This window comes from Flavobacteriales bacterium (genome assembly GCA_016700415.1).
In the GTDB taxonomy this organism is placed as follows: Bacteria; Bacteroidota; Bacteroidia; order Flavobacteriales_F; family PHOS-HE28; genus PHOS-HE28.
In genome coordinates, this window is record CP065018.1 from 2,561,959 (window position 1) to 2,585,446 (window position 23,488).

The 23,488-nt window shown below is 61.9% G+C and carries 9 protein-coding genes; 7 read left to right on the top strand and 2 right to left on the bottom strand.

Annotation, left to right across the window (positions count from 1 at the left end; all coding sequences use genetic code 11):
• Window positions 1-97: 97 nt before the first annotated feature.
• From IPP95_10745 to IPP95_10755, 3 genes are read left to right on the top strand one after another with little or no spacing between them, the layout of a single operon-like run.
• A complete protein-coding gene (locus IPP95_10745) occupies window positions 98-19,957 on the top strand; it encodes a gliding motility-associated C-terminal domain-containing protein (GenBank protein QQS71661.1) in 19,860 nt (6,619 codons plus the stop codon).
• Between the two features lie 13 nt (window positions 19,958-19,970).
• Window positions 19,971-20,954 carry a PorP/SprF family type IX secretion system membrane protein gene (locus IPP95_10750; GenBank protein ID QQS71662.1) on the top strand — a complete coding sequence of 328 codons (984 nt, stop codon included), beginning with the start codon at window positions 19,971-19,973 and terminating at the stop codon, window positions 20,952-20,954.
• Between the two features lie 54 nt (window positions 20,955-21,008).
• Window positions 21,009-21,206: a hypothetical protein gene (locus IPP95_10755; protein ID QQS71663.1), complete on the top strand. Its 198-nt coding sequence runs from the start codon at window positions 21,009-21,011 to the stop codon at window positions 21,204-21,206.
• Window positions 21,207-21,271: 65 nt separating this feature from the next.
• On the opposite strand, the gene IPP95_10760 is transcribed toward IPP95_10755, so the two are convergent.
• Both IPP95_10760 and IPP95_10765 read right to left on the bottom strand, forming a co-directional pair.
• Entirely contained in the window at window positions 21,272-21,499 is a 228-nt protein-coding gene (locus IPP95_10760; GenBank protein QQS71664.1) for a type II toxin-antitoxin system RelE/ParE family toxin, read from the bottom strand.
• 60 nt (window positions 21,500-21,559) lie between these two features.
• On the bottom strand, window positions 21,560-21,799 hold the full coding sequence (locus IPP95_10765; protein ID QQS71665.1) for a hypothetical protein: 240 nt from the start codon (window positions 21,797-21,799) through the stop codon (window positions 21,560-21,562).
• Window positions 21,800-22,029: 230 nt separating this feature from the next.
• On the opposite strand from IPP95_10765, the gene IPP95_10770 reads away from it, so the two are divergent.
• From IPP95_10770 to IPP95_10785, 4 genes are all read left to right on the top strand, one after another.
• Window positions 22,030-22,287: a hypothetical protein gene (locus tag IPP95_10770; GenBank protein QQS71666.1), complete on the top strand. Its 258-nt coding sequence runs from the start codon at window positions 22,030-22,032 to the stop codon at window positions 22,285-22,287.
• Window positions 22,284-22,553 carry a Txe/YoeB family addiction module toxin gene (locus IPP95_10775; GenBank protein QQS71667.1) on the top strand — a complete coding sequence of 90 codons (270 nt, stop codon included), beginning with the start codon at window positions 22,284-22,286 and terminating at the stop codon, window positions 22,551-22,553. Before IPP95_10770 ends, IPP95_10775 begins: the two co-directional genes overlap by 4 nt.
• A 294-nt stretch (window positions 22,554-22,847) precedes the next feature.
• Window positions 22,848-23,117, top strand: a complete 270-nt coding sequence (locus IPP95_10780; GenBank protein ID QQS71668.1) for a Txe/YoeB family addiction module toxin — start codon at window positions 22,848-22,850, stop codon at window positions 23,115-23,117.
• A gap of 153 nt (window positions 23,118-23,270) precedes the next feature.
• Window positions 23,271-23,462 carry a type II toxin-antitoxin system YoeB family toxin gene (locus IPP95_10785; GenBank protein ID QQS71669.1) on the top strand — a complete coding sequence of 64 codons (192 nt, stop codon included), beginning with the start codon at window positions 23,271-23,273 and terminating at the stop codon, window positions 23,460-23,462.
• Window positions 23,463-23,488 lie beyond the last annotated feature (26 nt).

The following is a 23,488-nucleotide window of genomic DNA, read 5'->3' on the forward strand; positions in this document are numbered from 1 at the left end:
TCGACGAATACTTTGTTTTTGCCGACGAATGGAACCCTTCTGCATGATCGGGCGTAAACACGGCCGTTCCGCAAGGGACGATCAGCCCGAACCGCACATGAAGCAGCTTCTCCTCTTGATCCTCTTGGTCATCGCCCCAGGGCTGATCGTGGCACAGACCGGTACCGAGTTCTGGGTGGCCCCTCCGGATGTGACCTTCTTGCACAACCAGCCCGGAGACGAACCGATCTACTTCAACGTGACCGCTGGGAATACTGCGGCCACCGTAACGATCGCCCAGCCGGCGAACGCGGGTTTCAACGGTGGTACACCGATCGTACTGAACGTACCGGCGAACAGTTCGGTGCGCTACAACATGACCTCCCTGAAGGCGCAATTGGAAACGCGGCCCACCAACACCATTTGCAATACCGGCCTGCACATCACGGCCACGGAGGACATTACCTGCTACTACGAGTGCAGCAACACGAACAACCCGGACATCCTCGCCTTGAAGGGCGCCAACGGCCTTGGCACCGAGTTCTATATCCCCCTGCATAAGCACGCCCCTTTTTACAACAATGATTTCGGCAACAACGCGAACAAGGCCTTCGCCTCGTTCGAGATCGTGGCCACGGAGGACAACACCACCGTATTGATCAACTCCCCGGTGGACGTGGACGGGCATCCTGCGCAAACGCCCTTCATGATCATCCTGAACCAAGGGCAGACGTACTCCTGTGCGAACACCCTGTACAGCACCTACACGGACCCCACCAAGCACCCTTCGGGCGCGGCCGTACTTTCGGACAAGCCCATTGCCGTGTCCATCAAGGACGATTCCAACCACAACCCTTCCGGCGGTTGCTACGACCTGATGATGGACCAGATCGTTCCGGTCGGGATCCTCGGGACGGATTACGTGGCGGTAAAGGGCGCCTTGTATGCTACGGGCGACGAATCCGTGTTTCTGATGGCGGTGGAGAACAACACCAAGATCTACATCGACGGGAGCGGCACGCCCGTGGCCACGCTCTTTGCCGGGCAGTACTACCGCCACGACATGGATTACCTGAGCGCCGGTCCGGACAATGCCACCTACATGTCGGCCTCGAAGCCGGTGTACGCGATCCACGTCACGGGCTTCGGTTGCGAGATGGGCATGGCCATCCTCCCGCCTTTGAACTGCGCGGGCAGCCAGCAGGTGGGCGTTACCCGCTCCACCAATGAGGGCTTCTTCCTGAACCTGCTTGTGCGCACCGGTTCACAGAACGACTTCGTGGTTACCGGCCCTGGTACGGCAACGATCCCGGGTTCCGCCTTTGTGACCGTACCCGGTACCGGCGGCGAATGGATGGCCGCACGGATCCAGTACAACACCACGCAGGTGCCGGTGAACCAGGCGATCGTTGTGAGCAACACCTCGGACGTGTTCTCTCTGGGGGTGATCAACGGCGGTGCCGGTTCGGGCTGCCGCTACGGGTTCTTTTCGGAGTTTTCCGGAAGGATCGACGTGAGCGCCGGTGCGGACCAGGACCTCTGTGCAGGGGAAAGCGCGGAACTTACGGGAACGGTCTCCGGCGGAAGTACCACGGGCAAATGGACCACTACGGGCAGCGGCACATTCCAGCCCAGCAATACCAGCCTGAGCGCGACCTACGAACCCAGCATCGGTGACATTGCCTTGGGCAATGTGACCCTCACGCTCACCTCCACAGGGCCATGTACCCCGCAGCAGGATGACCTGACGCTCACCTTCCACCCGAAACCGATCCCCAACGCGGGACCGGACCAGCAGGTATGTAAGAACGCTCCTGTGGTGTCCTTGTCGGGCAGCGTCCTGAACGCAGTGGGCGGGGTATGGACCGGCGGCGCGGGAAGCTTCCTGCCCTCGAACTCGAACATGAACCCCACCTACACGCCCACCGCAGCCGAAATAGCTGCGGATTCCGTGTGGATCTATCTCACCACCACCGGTAATGGCGTGTGTGATGCGGTGAAGGACAGCATGCTGGTGCATTTCACGCCCACGCCTACCGTGAACGCTGGCGCGGACAAGGTGCTCTGCGCGAACAATGCGGCCACGACCCTTAACGGCAGCTTCACCGTAGCCACGGGCGGCGTGTGGAGCGGAGGGCTTGGGACCTTCGACCCCAGCACCACCAACATGAACGCGATCTACACGCCCACGGCGGCCGAGATCGCCAGCGGCAGTGTTACGCTGACCCTGACCTCCACCGGCAACGGGAGCTGCATCGTAGTGACGGACCAGGTACTGTTGAGCTTCACCACGGCACCTGCGGCCAATGCGGGTGCGAACTCCTCGGTCTGTTCCAACAACGCGAACATCGCGCTGAACGGCAGCGTGACCGTGGCCACCGGCGGTGCATGGAGCGGTGGAACGGGTTCCTTCAGCCCGAACAACGCCAGCTTGAACGCGGTGTATACGCCCACGGCAGCCGAGATCAACAACGGCTCGGTCACCTTGATCCTCACCACCACCGGCAACGGCAATTGCACGCCGGCCACCAGTAGCCGCACCATCACCTTCACACCGGCCCCGATCGTGGATGCCGGTGCGAACGGCACCGTATGCGCCAATGCCCCGGCCATCACCCTGAACGGTTCGGTGACGGGCGCCACGGGCGGTACTTGGAGCGGTGGCACGGGCACCTACAGCCCCAATGCTTCCACCTTGAACATTACCTACACCCCGAGCGCGGCGGAGATCACCGCAGGAACGGTGACGCTTCTGTTGACCTCCACCGGGAACGGCACCTGCAACGCGGTGTCCGATCAGGTCACGTACCTGATCACCCCCGCACCCACGGCCAACGCTGGAGCGGACCAAACACTCTGCGCCAACAACCCTGTTGCCTCATTGAATGGCAGCTTCACCCTCGCGACCGGTGGCGTTTGGAGCGGAGGCAACGGCAGCTTCGATCCGAGCACCACCAACATGGTGGCCACCTATACGCCCACGGCCGCTGAGATCGCCAACGGCTCGGTGACCCTCACGTTGACCACCACAGGGAACAACAATTGCCTTGCGACCACCGATCAAGTGGTGCTGGCCTTCACGGCCGCCCCTTCGGTGAATGCGGGTGCCAACAGCTCCGCTTGTGTGAACAATTCCACGATCGCTTTGAACGGCAGCGTGGCGGGTGCTTCCGGCGGTGTGTGGAGCGGCGGCAACGGCAGCTTCACGCCCAACAACACGTCCCTTTCCGGTAGTTACACACCCACTGCATCGGAGATCGCGGCCAACACGGTCACGCTCACATTGACCACCACGGGCAACGGTAATTGTTTGGCCGTCTCGAACAGCCGCACGATAACCTTCACCCCGGCCCCGGTAGTGGATGCCGGGCCGAATGCTTCGGTCTGCGCGAACGCTCCTGCGATGCAACTGGCGGGCAGCGTAACGGGTGCCACCGGCGCTATCTGGAGCGGTGGAAGCGGAACTTACAATCCCAACAATACCACACTGAACGCGGTCTACACGCCGACCGCTGCGGAGCGCACGGCAGGCACGGTGACCTTGACCTTGAGCTCGGTGGGTAACGGCACCTGCAATGCGGTAAGCGACCAAGTGACCTGGACCATCACCGCGGCGCCCACGGTGAATGCGGGCCTGGACCGGGTGGTCTGCGGCAACAATGCAGCGGTGACCCTGAACGGAAGCTTCAACATCGCCACCGGCGCCGTGTGGAGCGGTGCGGGCAGCTTCGACCCGAGCACCACCAATACGAACGCCACCTACACGCCCTCCGCTGCGGAGGTGTCCACGGGTTCGGCCACACTTACCCTCACCACCACGGGCAACGGGCTTTGCAGTGCAGTGAGCGACCAAGTCCTTCTCACCTACACGACTGCACCAACGGCCAATGCCGGGGCCAACAGCACGCTATGTGCGAACAACGCGGCGGTGGTATTGAACGGCAGTATTACCGTGGCCACCGGCGGAACATGGAGCGGCGGCACCGGTGTCTTCACCCCGAACAACACCACCTTGAACGCGAGCTATGCACCTACCGCGGCGGAGATCGCGGCGGGGCAGGTCACACTGATCCTGACCACTACCGGAAACGGTACTTGCAACCCGGCCAGCAACAGCCGGACGATCACCTTCTCACCGGCCCCGATCGTGAATGCGGGACCTAGCGCTTCCGTCTGTGCCAACGCTTCTGCGATGCAATTGGCCGGTAGCGTCACCGGTGCCACGGGCGGTATCTGGAGCGGCGGAACCGGCACTTACAACCCGAACAACACGACGTTGAACGCGGTGTACACACCGAGCGCTGCGGAGCGCACGGCCGGTACCGTCAACCTTACGTTGACCTCCGCCGGCAACGGCCTCTGCAATGCGGTGAGCGACCAAGTGACCTGGACGATCACGCCTGCACCCACGGTGAATGCCGGGCCTGATCAAAGCCTTTGCTCGAACAACCCGATGGCCACCTTGGCGGGATCATACACCGTTGCCACAGGTGCTGCTTGGAGCGGCGGTAACGGCACCTTCAGCCCAAGTGCTTCCAATGTGAATGCGACCTATACACCTACGGCAGCCGAAGTATCGAGCGGTTCCGTTACGCTGACCTTGACCACCACGGGCAACAACAACTGCGTGGCGGTTTCCGATCAGGTGGTCCTGAATTTCACGCCTGCTCCCACCGCGAACGCCGGTGCCGATGTGACCCGTTGTGCGAACAACGCGAACGTGGTGCTGAACGGCAGCGTGACGATCTCGACCGGTGGTGTATGGAGCGGCGGTGCCGGTTCTTTCACGCCGAACAACACGGCCCTGAACGCCACTTATACCCCGACCGCAACGGAGATCTCCGCCGGGATCTTGACCTTGACCCTGACCACCACGGGCAACAGCAATTGCTCGGCGGTGACGGACAGCAAACAGATCACCTTCACGCCAGCACCCACGGTTAACGCCGGGCCTAATGGAACGGTCTGCGCCAATGCAAGCGCGATCACATTGGCCGGTGTGGTGAACGGAGCTACCGGTGCCACTTGGAGCGGTGGCGCGGGCACTTACAACCCCAACAACACGACCTTGAACGCGGTGTATACGCCTAGCGCAGCTGAGCGTACGGCCGGCACAGTGACCCTCACCTTGACCACTACCGGCAACGGCCTTTGCAATGCGGTGAACGACCAAGTGACATACCTGATCACGCCGGCACCGACGGTGAACGCCGGTCCTGATCAAAGCCTCTGCGCCAACAATGCCGTGGCGAACCTGAACGGAAGCTTCACCGTGGCCACCGGCGCCACTTGGGGCGGCGGTCTGGGCACCTTCAGTCCGAGCGCCACCAACATGAACGCGACCTACGGGCCGACCGCTGCGGAGATCGCGAACGGTTCGGTGACACTGACCTTGACCACCACGGGCAACAACAACTGCGTAGCGGTATCCGATGCGATGGTGTTGAGCTTCACTGCCGCACCTACTGCCAACGCCGGTGCGGATGTGACGCGTTGCGCGAACAATGCGAGCGTGACGCTGAACGGCAGCGTGACCATCGCCACGGGCGGGGTATGGAGCGGCGGTGCCGGATCCTACACGCCGAACAACATGACACTTAGCGCCACCTACATCCCGACCGCCACCGAGATCTCCGGCGGGATATTGACCTTGACGTTGACCACCACGGGTAACAACAACTGCTCGGCTGTAACGGACAGCAAGCAGATCACATTCACACCTGCGCCCGCGGTGGATGCCGGCCCTAACGGAACGGTCTGCGCCAATGCAAGCGCGATCACCATGGCCGGTGTGGTCACTGGCGCTACTGGGGCAACTTGGAGCGGTGGGACAGGCACGTACAACCCCAACAACACGACGCTGAACGCGGTGTACACACCGAGCGCTGCGGAGCGCACGGCGGGCACGGTAACCCTGACCCTCACCACCACGGGCAACGGCCTTTGCAACGCGGTGAACGACCAGGTGACCTACTTGATCACGCCTGCACCCACGGTGAACGCCGGACCGGACCAGAGCCTTTGCGCGAACAATGCCGTGGCGACTTTGAACGGAAGCTTCAGTGTGGCCACGGGTGCTGTTTGGAGTGGCGGTCTGGGCACCTTCAGCCCGAGCGCTTCTTATGTGGGCGCGACCTACACGCCCACTGCGGGAGAGATCTCGAACGGTTCCGTCACCTTGACCTTGACCACCACGGGCAACAACAATTGCATGGCGGTCTCGGATGCAGTGATGCTGAGCTTCACACCTGCACCGACGGTGAACGCGGGTGCCGATGTAACGGTGTGCGTGAACAATGCGAACGTGTCCTTGAACGGAAGTGTGAGCATTGCCACCGGCGGTGTGTGGAGCGGCGGTGCAGGTTCCTTCACGCCGAACAACACCACCCTCAATGCCACTTACGCACCGACCCCGGGGGAACTCGCGGGCGGCACCTTGACCCTTACGCTCACCAGCACCGGGAACGGGAACTGCGGCGTGGCATCGGACAGCAAGCTGATCACCTTCTCACAGGCCCCGATCGTGAATGCGGGCCCGAACGCCTCCGTCTGCGCCAACGCTTCTGCGATGCAATTGGTCGGTAGTGTGAGCGGCGCCACCGGGGCCATCTGGAGCGGTGGCAACGGCACATACAGCCCGAACAGTTCCACACTGAACGCGACCTACACGCCGACCGCCGCAGAGCGTACCGCCGGCACGGTGACCTTGACTTTGACCTCCGCAGGTAACGGCCTGTGCAATGCGGTGGGCGACCAAGTGACCTGGACCATCACACCGGCACCTACGGTGAACGCCGGCCCTGACCAAAGCCTCTGCTCGAACAACCCCGCAGCCACCTTGGCAGGGTCGTACACCGTGGCCACGGGCGCGGTTTGGAGCGGCGGTAACGGCACGTTCAGCCCGAGCGCTTCCAACGTGAATGCGACGTACACCCCGACATCAACGGAGATCTCAAGCGGTGCTGTTACGCTTACCCTGACCACCACGGGCAACAACAATTGCGTGGCGGTCTTCGATCAAGTGGTCCTGAATTTCACGCCTGCTCCCACCGCGAACGCCGGAGCGGATGTGACGCGCTGCGCGAACAATGCCAACGTGGTGCTGAACGGCAGCGTGACGATCGCGACCGGTGGTGTATGGAGCGGCGGTGCCGGTTCTTTCACGCCGAACAACACGGCCCTGAACGCCACCTATACCCCGACCGCAACGGAGATCTCCGCCGGGATCTTGACCTTGACCCTGACCACCACGGGCAACAGCAATTGCTCGGCGGTGACGGACAGCAAACAGATCACCTTCACGCCAGCACCCACGGTTAACGCCGGGCCTAATGGAACGGTCTGCGCCAATGCCAGCGCGATCAGTTTGGCCGGTGTGGTCACTGGCGCTACTGGGGCAACTTGGAGCGGCGGCACCGGCACGTACAACCCGAACAACACGACCTTGAACGCGGTGTACACGCCGAGCGCCGCGGAGCGCACGGCCGGTACCGTGACGCTGACCTTGACCACTACCGGCAATGGCTTGTGCAATGCGGTGATCGACCACGTGACGTACCTGATCACGCCCGCTCCGACGGTGAACGCCGGTCCTGATCAAAGCCTGTGTGCCAACAACTCCGTGGCGAACTTGAACGGAAGCTTCACCGTGGCCACCGGCGCCACTTGGGGCGGCGGTCTGGGCACCTTCAGCCCGAGCGCCACCAACATGAACGCGACCTATGCTCCGACCGCTGCGGAGATCGCGAACGGTTCCGTGACCCTGACCTTGAGCACCACGGGCAACAACAACTGCGTAGCGGTGTCCGATGCGATGGTGTTGAGCTTCACTGCCGCACCTACTGCCAACGCCGGTGCGGATGTGACGCGTTGCGCGAACAATGCGAGCGTGACGCTGAACGGCAGCGTGACCATCGCCACGGGCGGGGTATGGAGCGGCGGCGCCGGGTCCTACACGCCGAACAACACGACACTTAGCGCCACCTACACCCCGACCGCGACGGAGATCTCCGGCGGGATCCTGACCTTGACGCTGACCACCACGGGCAACAACAATTGCTCTGCGGTGACGGACACCAAGGAGATCACCTTCAGCCCGGCGCCCACGGTGGATGCCGGAGCTAACGGCACCGTCTGCGCCAATGCCTCGGCCATCAGCTTGGCCGGTGCGGTCATTGGCGCTACTGGAGCAACTTGGAGCGGCGGCACGGGCGCCTACAACCCCAACAACACGACCCTGACAGCGGTGTATACACCGAGCGCCGCTGAGCGCACGGCCGGCACTGTGACGCTGACCTTGACCAGCACGGGCAACGGCCTTTGCAATGCCGTGATCGACCAGGTGACCTACTTGATCACGCCAGCACCCACGGTGAATGCGGGAGCTGACCAAAGTCTGTGTTCGAACAACGCCGTGGCGACCTTGGGCGGAAGCTTCACCGTGGCCACGGGCGCCACTTGGGGCGGTGGCCTGGGCACCTTCAGCCCGAGCGCCTCGAACATGAACGCGACCTACACGCCGACGGCCGCTGAGATCGCGAACGGTTCCGTCGCCTTGACCTTGACCACCACGGGCAACAACAACTGCGTGGCAGTGTCCGATGCGCTCGTATTGAGCTTCACGCCTATGCCTACTGCGAATGCCGGTACGGATATTACCCGCTGCGCGAACAATGCCACCGTGGCGCTGAACGGAAGCGTGACCGTGGCGACCAGTGGTGCATGGAGCGGCGGTGCCGGTTCCTTCAACCCGAACAACACGGCGCTCAATGCGACCTACACCCCGACCGTGACGGAGATCGCCAACGGGATCTTGAACTTGGTGTTGACGACCACGGGCAACAACAATTGCACCGCAGTGAAGGATACGGTGAGGGTGAACTTCACGCCAGCGCCCACGGTGGACGCCGGACCCAACGGAACGGTCTGCTCCAATGCGAGCGCGATCACCTTGGCCGGTGTGGTCACGGGTGCTACTGGAGCGACCTGGAGCGGCGGCACGGGCACCTACAACCCCAACAGCACGACCCTGAATGCCGTGTACACGCCAAGTGCGGCCGAACGCACTGCAGGCACGGTGACACTGACGTTGACCACTACGGGCAACGGCCTTTGCAACGCAGTGAACGACCATGTGACCTACCTGATCACGCCGGCCCCGACCGTGAACGCGGGAGCGGACCAAAGCCTTTGCGCGAACAATGCCGCGGCGACCTTGAACGGTAGTTTCAGTGTGGCCACCGGCGCTGTGTGGAGCGGCGGCCTGGGCACGTTCAGCCCGAGTGCTTCCTATGTGAACGCGACCTACACACCGACGGCTACCGAGATCTCGAACGGATCCGTGACATTGACCTTGACGACTACCGGCAACAACAATTGCGTGCCGGTGTCCGATGCGGTGATGTTGAATTTCACGCCTGCGCCGACAGTGAATGCGGGTGTGGATGTCACGGTGTGCGTGAACAATGCGAGCGTGGCCTTGAGCGGCAGCGTGAGCATCGCCACGGGCGGTGTGTGGAGCGGCGGCGCCGGATCCTTCACGCCGAACAACACGACCTTGAACGCCACGTACACACCGACCCCTGCGGAACTCGCAGGCGGCACGTTGACCCTTACGCTCACCAGCACCGGGAACGGCAACTGCGGCGGGGTGTCGGACAGCAAGCTGATCACCTTCTCGTCTGCACCCATTGTGGATGCCGGGTTGAATACCTCGGTCTGTGCGAACGCTCCTGCGATGCAACTGGTCGGTACCGTGGGCGGTGCCAGCGGGGCGATCTGGAGCGGCGGCAACGGCACGTACAGCCCGAACAACTCTACGCTGAACGCGATCTATACACCGACCCTTGCGGAACGCACCGCGGGCACGGTGACCTTGACCTTGACCTCCGCAGGCAACGGCCTGTGCAATGCGGTGAGCGACCAGGTGACCTGGACGATCACGCCCGCGCCCACAGTGAGCGCCGGCCCTGACCAGAGCCTATGCGCCAACAACGCGACGGCCACCTTGGCTGGCGGGTTCACGGTAGCTACCGGTGCCGCATGGAGCGGTGGCTTGGGCACCTTCAGCCCGAGCGCGGCGAACATGAACGCGACCTATACGCCAACGGCCGATGAGATCTCCAACGGCTCGGTGACGCTCACACTGACCACCACGGGCAACAACAATTGCGTGGCGGTCTCCGATGCGATCACCTTGGCATTCACGCCAGCTCCCACGGTGAATGCCGGAACGGACGCGACGGTCTGCGTGAACAATGCCAACGTGTCCTTGAACGGAACCGTAACGATTGCCACGGGCGGCATCTGGAGCGGTGGTCTGGGATCCTTCACCCCGAGCAATACCACGCTCAATGCGGTCTATACACCAACGCCTTCAGAACTCGCCGCAGGTTCGCTGACCCTCACGTTGACCAGTAGTGGCAATGGCAATTGCGGTCTGGTCTCGGACAGCAAGCTGATCAACTTCACGCCTGCGCCCATGGTGGATGCCGGCCTCAACGGTACGGTCTGCGCGAACAACTCGGCGATTATCTTGGCCGGTGTGGTCAACGGTGCTTCCGGTGCCATCTGGAGCGGTGGAACGGGTACCTACAGCCCGAACAGCAGCACGCTCAACGCCACCTACACACCTAGCGCTGCTGAGCGCACTGCTGGCAGCGTCACCCTCACGTTGACCACGGTGGGCAACGGCAATTGCACTGCGGTGAGCGACCAAGTGTCTTACTCGATCACACCTGGACCGACTGCGAACGCCGGATCCGACAGGGTGCTTTGCGCCAATAATCCCGTGACTTCCCTGTCCGGCGCCTTCACCGTGGCCACAGGTGGCATCTGGAGCGGCGGCAACGGCACCTTCGACCCGAGCACCACGAACATGAGTGCGATCTACACACCCACGGCTACGGAGATCACCAACGGCAGCTTGACGCTCACGCTTACCACCACCGGCAACGGGCTGTGCAATGCGGCCATCGACCAAGTGGTGCTCAATTTCACCGATGCACCTTCCGCCAACGCGGGACCTGATGTGACCCGCTGCGCGAACAACGGCGCCGTGGCCCTGAACGGCAGCGTGGTGACCGCCACGGGCGGCACCTGGAGCGGCGGCACCGGCACCTACACGCCGAACGCCAACACGCTGAACGCGACCTACAACCCCGGCCCGGGCGATATCGCCGCTGGCATGGTGACGCTCACCTTGACCACCACGGGCAACGGCAATTGCACACCGGCCAGCGATACCCGCATCATCACCTACACCCCGGCGCCGATCCTGAATGCAGGTGCGGACGCTACCGTCTGCGCGAACTCACCGGCCGTCACGCTCAACGGTAGTGTGAACGGAGCCGTAGGCGGTGTATGGAGCGGCGGCAACGGCACCTACAGCCCGAACAGCATCACCCTCAACGCTACCTACACGCCGAGCGCGGCCGAGATCTCATCAGGTGGGTTCACGCTCACCCTCACCTCGGCCGGCAACGGTACCTGCAACGCGGTAACGGACCAGGTCCACTTCATCATCACGCCTTCACCGACGGTGAATGCCGGTGTGGACCAGACCCTCTGCGGGAACAATGGCACCGCTACGCTGAACGCGGCCATCACCGTGGCCAACGGCGTGCAGTGGAGCGGCGGAAGCGGCCTCTACTCGCCAGGCAGCACAGCGCAGAACATCACTTACACGCCTTCAGCCATCGAGGTGTCCAATGGCTTGGTAACGCTTACCGCTACCACCACGGGCAATGGCAACTGCGCAGCGGTCGCTGACCAGGTGCAGATCACCTTCACCACGGCCCCGATGGCCAATGCAGGGGTTGACCAGTCCGTCAGTGCCAACAATGCGGCCACCACCTTGGCCGGTTCCTATTCCATCGCCACCGGCATGGTATGGTCCGGCGGTGCGGGCACTTACAACCCGAACAATACCACCACCAATGCGGTGTACACGCCCACACCGGCGGAGATCGCTTCCGGCAGTGTCACCTTGACCTTGACCACCACCGGCAATGGTTCCTGCGCTGCAGCCATCGATGCCATGACCATCACCTTCAGCGATGCGCCAACGACGAACGCCGGACCGGACCAAGTGATCTGCGGCAACAATGCGGTCGTTGCCCTCAACGGCAGCGTGACCATCGCCACTGGCGGCATCTGGAGCGGCGGTACCGGTAGCTACACGCCGAACAACACCTCGCTCAACACCACCTACTATCCATCAGCGGCCGAGATCGCCGCAGGTAGCGTGACCCTCACGCTGACCTCCGTGGGCAATGGCAACAGCAATCCGGTGACGGACCAGATCGTGATCACGATCTCCCCGGCACCGGTGGTGAACGCCGGCAACAACTTCACCGTGTGCGCCAACAATCCCACCGCGCAATTGGGCGGTGTGGTCAACCATGCGGGCGGCGGTGTGTGGAGCGGCGGCTCGGGCACCTTCAACCCCGGTAACAACAACCTGAACGCCACCTACACCCCGACCCTGGGTGAGATCGCTGCGGGCACCGTCACATTGACGTTGACCTCCACGAACAACGGTACTTGCAACGTCGTGTCCGATCAAGTGGTGATCACCATCGCACCTGCACCCGTTGTGGATGCAGGGATCGACCGCACGGTCTGCTCGAACAACGCCAGCGTGCAATTGGCCGGTTCCATCAGCAACGCCACGGGCGGCATCTGGAGCGGTGGTACGGGCGGCTTCTCACCGAGCATCAACGCGCTGAACGCGGTGTACACCCCCAGCGCCCTTGAACTGGCGAACGGCTCGATCACGCTCACGCTGACCAGTACAGGCAACGGTACCTGCACCGCGGTGAGCGATGCCATGACCATCTACATCTCACAAGGCCCCACGGTGAACGCCGGTGTGGACCGCACCGTCTGCGCCAACGATCCCTCCGTGATCCTGGACGGCACGGTGACGATAGCTGGTGGTGCTGTATGGAGCGGCGGCGGTGGCACCTGGTCGCCGGATGCGAACACACTGAACGCGACCTATCATCCCAGCCCTGCTGAGGTGGCCTTAGGCACCGCGACGCTCACGCTCACGACCATCCAGAACGGGCTGTGCAACGGGGTGAACGACCAGATGACGATCACGATCATCGCCTCGCCTGCCGCCAATGCGGGCAACGACCTGTTCGCTTGCTCGAACAATGCGCAGGTGCAGCTCGGTGGCTCCGTCAGCGGCGCTGGTGGCGGCCAATGGAGCGGAGGTGCGGGCAGCTTCACGCCTTCCATCGCTTCGCTCAACGCGGTCTATACGCCGACCGCGGCCGAGATCGCCGGAGGCACCATGACGCTCACCTTGATCACCATCGGCAATGGCAACTGTGTGCCGGTATCGGACCAGGTCCTGATCACCTTCACCGCTTCGCCCACGGCCAATGCGGGTGCGGACGGTGTGCGCTGCGCGAACAATGCGGCCATCCAACTGGGCGGCAGCGTCACTGTCGCCAACGGTGGAACGTGGAGCGGCGGCGGAGGAACCTTCAGCCCGAACGCCAATGCACTGAACGCGGTGTACACGCCCTCACTGGGTGAGATCGCCGCAGGCAGCGCGACACTGACGCTCACCACCACCGGCAACAACGGTTGCACGGCGGTAACGGACGAGGTGACGTACACTTTCACACCTGCGCCCACGGCCAACGCCGGATCGGACGCCAGCATCTGTGCGAACAATGCCACCTTGCAGTTGAACGGATCTGTGACCGTGGCCACGGGCGGCCTCTGGAGCGGAGGAGCGGGCAGCTTCTCGCCGAACAGCGGCATCCTGAACGCGGTGTACACACCGACCGCAGCGGAGGTCTCCGCCGGTACCGTCACGTTGACCTTGACCACGGTGGGCAATGCGCTGTGCAATGCGGTGAGCGACCAGATGGTGGTGACGATCACGCCAGCACCTGTGGTGGACGCGGGCCAGCCTTTGCAATCCTGCGCCAACAACCCGAGCGTGCAACTGGCCGGTTCGGTGCAGAACGCCACAGGCGGAACATGGACCGGCGCAGGCAGCTTCTCGCCTGACGCGAACAGCCTGAGCGCGATCTACACGCCTTCCGCCGCGGAAGTGATCGCAGGCACGGCCACGGTCACTTTGACCAGCACCGGCAACGGTCTGTGCAACGCGGTGAGCGACCAAGTGACCATCACTATCACCGACGCTCCCGTGGTGGAGGCCGGTGCCGCACAAACGCTTTGCGCCAACAACATTGCCGCGCAACTGAACGGCCAAGTGACCAATGCCACCGGCGGAAATTGGACCGGCGGCGCGGGGTCTTTCAGCCCGAACGCTGCTACGGTGAACGCGGTCTACACGGCCAGCGCTGCTGAAGTGAACGCGGGCGGACTGTGGCTCTACCTCACTTCCACGGGCAACGGCGGCTGCTTGTCCTCCCGCGATTCCGTGCGCTTGGACTACACCCCGGCACCGACGGTGAACGCGGGCCTGGATGCCCATGTGTGCGCCAACGCTTCCGAGGTGCAACTGGCCGGTGCGGTCACCGTGGCCAATGGTGGCACGTGGAGCGGCGGTGCGGGCGCCTTCACGCCTAACGCACAGATGCTGAACGCCAGCTATGCGCCGACCGCGCTTGAGATCGCCGCAGGACAGATGTCCTTGGTGCTCACGTCCACGGGCAACGGTAATTGCACGGCCGTGCGGGACAGCTTGGTGATCATCGTGGACCCTGTCCCCGTGGTGAACGCCGGACCGGACCAGCAGATCTGCGCCAACAATCCGAACTTCCAGCTGAACGGATTCGTCGGCAACGCCCCGGGCGGCCAATGGACCGGTGGCATGGGCAACTACTTCCCGAATAACACCTCGCTGGCACTGCAATACACGCCCACCGAGGCGGAGGTAACGGCAGGTTCCATCACCTTCACGCTCACTTCCACAGGCACTAGCATCTGCGTGGCCGTCACCGACCAGATGACGGTCTACTTCACCGGTGCGCCTGTGGTGAATGCCGGTACCGACCTGGCCGTGTGTGCCAACAACTCGGCGGTGCAGCTCAACGGCAACGTGAACAACGCGAACGGCGGTGCATGGTCCGGTGGAAGCGGCGCCTTCAGCCCTTCCAACAACGTGTTCAGCCCGATCTACACGCCCACGGCGTCGGAGATCGCTTCGGGCAGCTTGAACCTCTACCTCACCTCCACCGGCAACGGCAATTGCTTCGCGGTGCGCGACACCATCGCCATCACCTTCACGCCAGCACCCACGGTGAATGCCGGTGTGGACCTGGACGTATGCGCCAACAATCCATTGGTCACGCTGAACGGCGCGATCACCGTGGCAGGCGGCGCACAATGGAGCGGTGGCCTCGGCACCTACTCGCCGAACGCACAGACGCTGAACGCACAGTACGTGCCTTCGAACTTCGAACTTCAGACCGGAAGCGTGGAGCTCACGCTCACCACCACGGGCAATGGCAACTGCCTCGCCGTGGTCGACCAAGTGACGCTCACCGTAACGCCCGCCCCTGTTGTGAGCGCTGGCGCTGACATCACCACGTGCTCCAGCGATCTGCAAGTGCCGATGACCGGCAGCGTGCAAGGCGGTTCCACCACCGGTACGTGGAGCACCAGCGGCACGGGCAGCTTCTTCCCGAGCGCCACCGCACTGAACGCCACCTACATGGCCAGCGCACTGGATTCGCTGAACGGCACTGTGGACCTCACGCTGACTTCCACGAACAACGGCCTGTGCAATGTGGTGTCGGACATGATGACCTTGACCATCCTGCCGAACGCCATCGCCAACGCTGGGGTTGACCAGAGCATCTGCGCCAGCCAAGCCACCGTGCAACTCGCCGGCAGCATCAGCGGCAACGCCACGGAAGGCCACTGGACCACGAACGGTGCGGGCTCCTTCACCCCGAACGCCAACGCTGCAAGTGCGGTGTACCAAGTAGCTCCGGGCGACCAAGGCACGCTCACCTTCACGTGGAGCGTGAACAGTTGCGACAATGCCATGGACCAGATGAACGTGACCATCGTTCCGGTCTCCAGCGCGAATGCGGGTGCCGATCAAGTGGTATGCTTCGGCAACCTGAACGTGTTGATCAATGGCCAAGTGAGCGGTGCTTCTTCCTCCGGCGTGTGGAGCACGTTGGGATCGGGCAGCTTCGCCAATCCGGCTGATGCGCTCGCCAACATCTACCACGCCAGCGCCCAGGATTCCTTGGCCCACGGTGTGAGCTTGGTGCTCACCGCCACCAACACGGGTGCTTGCACTGCGGATGTGGATACGGTGTACATCGCCATCCAACCTTCCGGTACGGTGAACGCCGGCCAGGACCTGAGTTTCTGCGCGAACAACGCCACGGTGCAGCTCGCTGGAACCATCAGCGGTGATGCCACCCAAGTGCAGTGGACCACCTCCGGCTCGGGTTCCTTCTACCCGAGCAACAGCGTGCTGACGCCGACCTACATCCCCAGCAACATCGACACGGCCATCGGCTCGCTGACCTTGACGCTGAACGCAGTGAACAGCTGCAACAACGCCAGCGACGCCATGACGCTGGAGCTCACACCGGCACCTTATGTGAACGCCGGACCGGACCAGACCTTCTGCGACCAGGTGAGCCAGTTCAACCTGAGCGGAATGATCTCCGGCATTACCACCGTGGGCCAGTGGACCACCACGGGAACCGGCACCATCGCCAACGCGGGTGCACTGAACACCACGTACACGGCAAGCGCTGCGGACATCGCTGCGGGTCAGATCCACTTCACGCTCACTTCCTTGAACAACGGCAACTGCGGCCCGGTGAGCGATGCGATGACGATCTACCTCACCGCCGGCATCATCGTGAGCGCCGGTCCGGACCAGAGCGTGTGCGTGCTCTCCGACCATGCCAACCTGCAGGGCAGTATCCAGAACGGATCGCCCTCAGGCATCTGGACCGCCACCGGCACGGGCACCTTCCAGCCCAGTGCAGATGTGCTCAACGCGCAGTACTTCTTCTCTGCGGCCGATGTGGCCAACGGCTCGGTAGTGCTCACGTTCACCGCTACCAACACGGGCACTTGCCCCAGCGGCAGCGACCAGATGACACTGACCTTCGGCAGCACCAGCTATGCATTCGCCGGTGCGGACCAAAACCTCTGTGCCAACTCACCGATCGCCCAGCTTGCGGGGAACTTCAGCGGCGGTGCCCAGGGCATCCTGTGGAGCACTTCCGGCTCGGGTTCCTTCAGCAACAACACCGATCCCAATGCCACCTACACGCTCAGCAACGCGGACATCGCAGCGGGTGCAGTGCAGTTGACGATCACCACGATCACCAATGGTTCCTGCGCGGCATCTTCCGATGCAGTGACACTGAACGTCCGCGCCCTTCCGAACATCACTGCGGGGAGCGATATCATCGCCTGCACGGCCGCACCGGTACAATTGGCCGCCAACGCCGCCAATGCACCCGGCGGCACCTGGACCACTTCGGGCACGGGCACCTTCTTCGATGCCAATGCCTTGGCCACGCTCTACTACCCCAGCGCAGCCGATAGCACCATCGGAACGGTGACGCTCACCGTGGCCACCACGGGCACCCTGCCTTGCAGCGCCGTGTCGGATGCGCTCATCATCACCTTCGGCGGTGGGCTCGCTGCACAGGCCGGCCAGGATGTGATCACTTGCAGTACGGACCCGAACATCCCGCTGAACGGAGCGGTCGCCGGCACCACCACGGGCCAGTGGAGCACCACGGGCACGGGTTCCTTCAGCCCCTCGGCCACGGCGCTCAACGCCACCTACATCCCGGGTGCGGCGGATTATGTGATCGGTAACATCTCCTTGGTGCTGAGCACCACCAACAACGCTGGCTGCCCCGCCGGTAAGGACACGCTGGTGGTGAGCTACCACGTTCCTCCCACGGTGAACGCGGGTGCTGACCTGCTGCTCTGCGATGGTTTGTCGCCGATCCAGTTGAACGGCACCGCGCAGAACGATTCGCTGGTGCAATGGGTCACCGATGGTACGGGCAGCTTCAGCCCGAACGCCAACACGCTCAATGCCACCTACATTCCAACGGCTACTGACAGCATCGCAGGCGGAGTGAACCTGGTCCTCACCGCGTATGGCACAGGCACTTGCGGCAACGCTTCGGATGCGCTCTTCATCGGTGTGGGTCCCACGCGCATCGCTAACGCTGGCACCGACCTGAACGTGTGCGCTGATGGCAGCCCCGTGCAATTGGCCGGGAACATCACCGGAGTGAGCGGCGGCACGTGGTCCACCAACGGCACAGGCACCTTCGTTCCTGACGCCAACGCCTTGAACACTAGCTACGTGCCCAGTGCCCCCGACCTGGTGTTCCAGCAACTGAGCTTCGTGCTCACCACCACCGGTAACATGGGCTGCCCCGCGCACAACGACACGGTGGCGGTATACATCCACCAGCCACCCACGGTGAGTGCCGGTGCGGACCTGATGCTCTGCGATGGGATTGTGCCGGTCCAGTTGAACGGCACCGCGCAGAACGATTCGCTGGTGCAATGGATCACTGCCGGTACGGGGAGCTTCAGCCCCGATGCCAACGCGCTGAACGCGATCTACATGCCCTCGGCCAGCGACAGCATCGCAGGCGGTGTACACCTGAGCCTGACCGCCTACGGCACGGGCAACTGCGGCAGTGTTGTGGATACGCTCTTCATCGGGATCGGCCCCACGCGCATTGCGAACGCGGGTACCGACCTGGACATGTGCGCCAATGGCGATCCGATCCCCTTGGCCGGGAACATCACCGGAGTGAGCGGCGGCGCGTGGACAACGAACGGCACGGGCACCTTCCTGCCGGATGCCAACGAACTGAACGCGACTTACGTGCCCAGCGCACCGGACCTGGTGTTCCAGCAATTGAGCTTCGTGCTCACCACCACGGGCAACATGGGCTGCCCAGCGCACAGCGATACGCTGGCCGTACACATGCACCAGCCTTCTACGGTGAACGCCGGCACGGACATCACCACCTGCGACGTCTCGGCGGATGTACAGATGGCCGGTACCTACACGGGTGCAACCGGTATACAATGGACCACCAACGGTTCCGGCGTCTTCCTGCCGAACAACACCACGGCTAACGCGATCTATCAACCGGGTGCCACGGACTCCCTGCTGCAACACGTGAACCTGTTCCTCACCACCACGGGAGACCTGTTCTGCGCCGCAGCGGTCGATACCGTCAAGCTGTCCTTCGTGAACCCGCTGCACGCGGCCTTCACCTTCGGGAACGCTTGTGCAGGTTCCACCACCGCCTTCACCGATGCCAGCACCACCACGGGCTCGCCCATCATCGGCTGGAGCTGGGACTTCGGCAACGGCAACAGCGCTGCCGGTCAGCAGGCTGGCAATACCTTCCCCGGGGCCGGGCAGTATCCGGTGTCGCTTACGGTGTTCGCCCAGAACGGCTGCAGCGCCACCACCAGTCAGGTCGTGGAGGTGATGTTCGCACCGACGGCCGGCTTCTCCTACACCGGCGATGCCTTCACGGGCGAGCCGATCGCTTTCACGGACAGTTCCTTCGGCGGCAACGGTTGGCACTACGACTTCGGTGATGGACAGGGATCGCTTTCCCAAGAGCCCACGCACACCTACACCGATGCGGGCCAGTTCATCATCGTGCAGACGGTCTCCAACGCCGCAGGCTGCACCGCTTCAGACTCCATGCTCATCGCGATCACGGAGAACAAGATCGTGCCACCGAAACTGCCGGACGCCTTCAGCCCGAACGGGGACGGCATGAACGACATCTTCTATGTGCGTGGCGGGCCCTTCGAGACCATGGAACTGAAGATCTTCAACGGCTGGGGTGAAATGGTCTTCGAGACCACCGACCCGGAGTTCGGATGGGATGGTACGCATAACGGGAAACCGGAGATCAACGGGGTGTACGTCTACACGGTCGTCGCCACCTCCGTGGAAGGCCAGGACTTCGACCGCTCGGGCAAAGTGACATTGATCCGCTAAAGAGAACAGAACGATGAAAACGAAAGCAACCCTCCTCTTGGCGATCACGCTCCTCGGAGCCGGTGCCACCCGTGCCCAGGACGCGCAACTCAGCCAGTACGACGCTGCATCGGTCCTGCTGAACCCCGCGCTCACGGGCATGTTCGAGAACAGTGATTTCCGGGTGAGCAGCAACCTGCGGAGCCAGTGGAACAGCCTGGCCAGCAACTTCCTCACTACGGCCTTCGGGGTGGACGTGTCCATGGACCGGCAGTACGGCTTCGGGGCGTACCTGAACAACTACAACATGGCCAACGTGATGAACAACTTTCAGGCGGGGGTCGCCGGAGCGTATAACGTCTCGTCGTCGAAGAACTACACGCTTTCCGCAGGGGTGAACCTGGGCTTGATCTACAAAAAGGTGAACGACAGCAAGCTGGTGTGGGATGCCCAGTACGACCGGGACCATTTCGACAGCGACCTGCCGACAGGGGAGGCGTTCCAGAAGAAGGGAAGGATGATGCTGGACCTCGGTGCCGGAGTCGCCTATCGTTCCACCAACCGGAACAAAACGATCAACCCCTTCGGGAACTTCGCGCTCTTCCATGTCACTACGCCGGACGAATCCATTTTCCGCGAGGAGAAGAGCGACCTGCCGATCCGGTATTCGGTGAACGCAGGTGCGTACATCACGGTGGCCGAAGGTGTGGACATCATCCCGCAAGGGCTGTACATGCGCCAAGGTCCGGACCAAACGATCCAGGCCGGCCTCCTGGGCCAAGTGGCGCTGATGGGCGGCGTGTATGGTGTTGTGGCAGGCTGCTCCTATCGCTTGGAGGATGCCATCATCGCCCAGGTGGGCATCAAGCACGGGAACAACATGTACCGCTTCAGCTACGACATCAACACCTCACCACTGCATACCTACACGAACAACAACGGGGCGTTCGAATTCTCGATCGTCTACTACGGAACGCTCTCCGGTCGCTCCAGAAGGATGACCAGCAGTGCGTTCTAAGTGTCGCCGGAAGCTTCTGAGCCTTGAGTAACAGATGGCTATCTTTGATAACCGATGACCGTTAGACGCAACAAGAAGAACGAAGTGGTGGTGACGCTTTCCAGCAAGGTAGATCCGCTTGAGGCGCAACGCGTGTTGGACTACCTGCACTATTTGGAGCTTACGGCGGGCAGCAAGGCCACTCAGGCCCAAGCCGATGCACTGGCTGCTGAGGCCAGCGCCAATATTGGCCAGATGCGGATTGGGCGTTAAGTCCATTGTCCGGCATTTAGCCTCGGAGTCTCATTCAGGGTCCAAAGAGCCTTGTCAGCCTTTATTTACGGGCCGAACTTCTTGCTGGGTTTACGGCTGGTGTGGCGCACTTGGTAGACGATCACAAGTTCGCCATGAAGTTCATACACCACGCGATAGGGGAACTTGTGGATCATTGCATGTCGGAAAACGCCCTTGCGTTTCTGAGTCGACGGATTGAGCGCCAAGTTCTCGTAACATGCGTTCAACGCTTTTAGAAAGCGGTGCCCCAAACCGGGTTTCTTGTTTTTCATAGTAGCCGAAGATCACCCCTACCTCTTCAGTAGCTTCAGGTAGGATCTGGACCGTGAAGCTCATCGTTTGAACCCCTCACGTGCGAGGCGCATGGATTCCTCAACAGTGTGCGGCTTGCTTTCTCCGCTCACATAGCGGGCGCGTCTTTGCTCAAGCTCGGCCAATTCCTCATCCGTGAAGTCGTCATCGGTCTCCGCATCTTCCCGGCGCAAGAGCATCCGGATCGCCTCGAGCACGGACGTGTTTTTCTCACGGCTCAGCAACTGCTTGATCTCGGCCCTCAGCTCCAAAGTAGTCATGGCTTGTTGGTTGGTCTGATGGATATTGGGAACGTAAAGTTAAGTGGATGCGTTTTCGGGCAGCGGTCCGAAATCCGCCGAAAGCTTCTGCACCTTGACTGACCGGTAGATCCAAACTCACAAGTCGCCCCGGCCGGATTGGTCAAGAACTCACGTTATCGTTGGGCTGAACGCCGGGTGGAACGGCGCGTTAGTGCGGGATACCCTTATCTTCGCAAGAGCTAAACCCAATGGAAACAAGCCTGCGCATCAAGGTATCTGAGTTGGATATGGACCTGTTGAACAAGATCAAACGCTTGTTCGACAAGGACCGTGAACTCACGCTGACCATCCGATCCAGCACCGATTTTGAGCTGACGCGCTCGGAAAGCAAGAAGGTCTACCTCCAGCGTCTGGACAAGGCGATCAAAAACCTCGAAAAGGGGAATGTGGTCACACTTTCAGAGGCCGATCTGGATGCTATGGTGATCGAGCGCCTCAAGGCATGAAGCGCATCATCTTCGAGCAGAAAGCTTATGACGACTTCTGCGACTGGGGCATCTACGACAAGGCACGGTACATCAAGATCCACGACCTGATCAAGGCCATCCTTCGGGAACCCTTCAAGGGAATGGGCAAGCCAGAGCCATTGAAGGGAACGCTCAAAGGTTATTGGTCCCGGCGGATCGATGAAAAGCACCGGTTGGTCTATCGAATGACCAGTGAGGGTTCGGTAGAGGTGGTGAGCTGCAAAGGACACTACGGCGATAAGTGACGAGGCCTTCCATACTGGTGGTCAGCGTTTCATAAGGTGGTCACGTTTTGTGACCGGCTCCGAAAGGCGAAGCTATCCAAGAGGAAGGAACTGGGGGTTAGTCTAGCAGTCTGAAGACGTTCTGAAACTTTTGCGTCTTTACTGACCGCTGGATATGGCACCCACCAGTCGCCCCGGCCAGACCGGGTCAAGAACTCACTTTATTGTTGGGCCGGGAAGACTGGCGGGAGCGGGGAATGTGGTCACACTTTCAGAGGCCGATCTGGATGCTATGGTGATCGAGCGCCTCAAGGCATGAAGCGCATCATCTTCGAGCAGAAAGCTTATGACGACTTCTGCGACTGGGGCATCTACGACAAGGCACGGTACATCAAGATCCACGACCTGATCAAGGCCATCCTTCGGGAACCCTTCAAGGGAATGGGCAAGCCAGAGCCATTGAAGGGAACGCTCAAAGGTTATTGGTCCCGGCGGATCGATGAAAAGCACCGGTTGGTCTATCGAATGACCAGTGAGGGTTCGGTAGAGGTGGTGAGCTGCAAAGGACACTACGGCGATAAGTGACGAGGCCTTCCATACTGGTGGTCAGCGTTTCATAAGGTGGTCACGTTTTGTGACCGGCTCCGAAAGGCGAAGCTATCCAAGAGGAAGGAACTGGGGTTAGTCTAGCAGTCTGAAGACGTTCTGAAACTTTTGCGTCTTTACTGACCGCTGGATATGGCACCCACCAGTCGCCCCGGCCAGACCGGGTCAAGAACTCACTTTATTGTTGGGCCGGGAAGACTGGCGGGAGCGGGGAGGTATTGGTCGCGAGGCATAGACCAAGAACATAGGTTGGTCTATTCCATTACAGGCAGTGGCGATTCCCAGCGGCTATGTATAGTTCAATGCCGATTCCATTACAAGTAGAAGAACCGTAGCTCCGCACCGGCGTT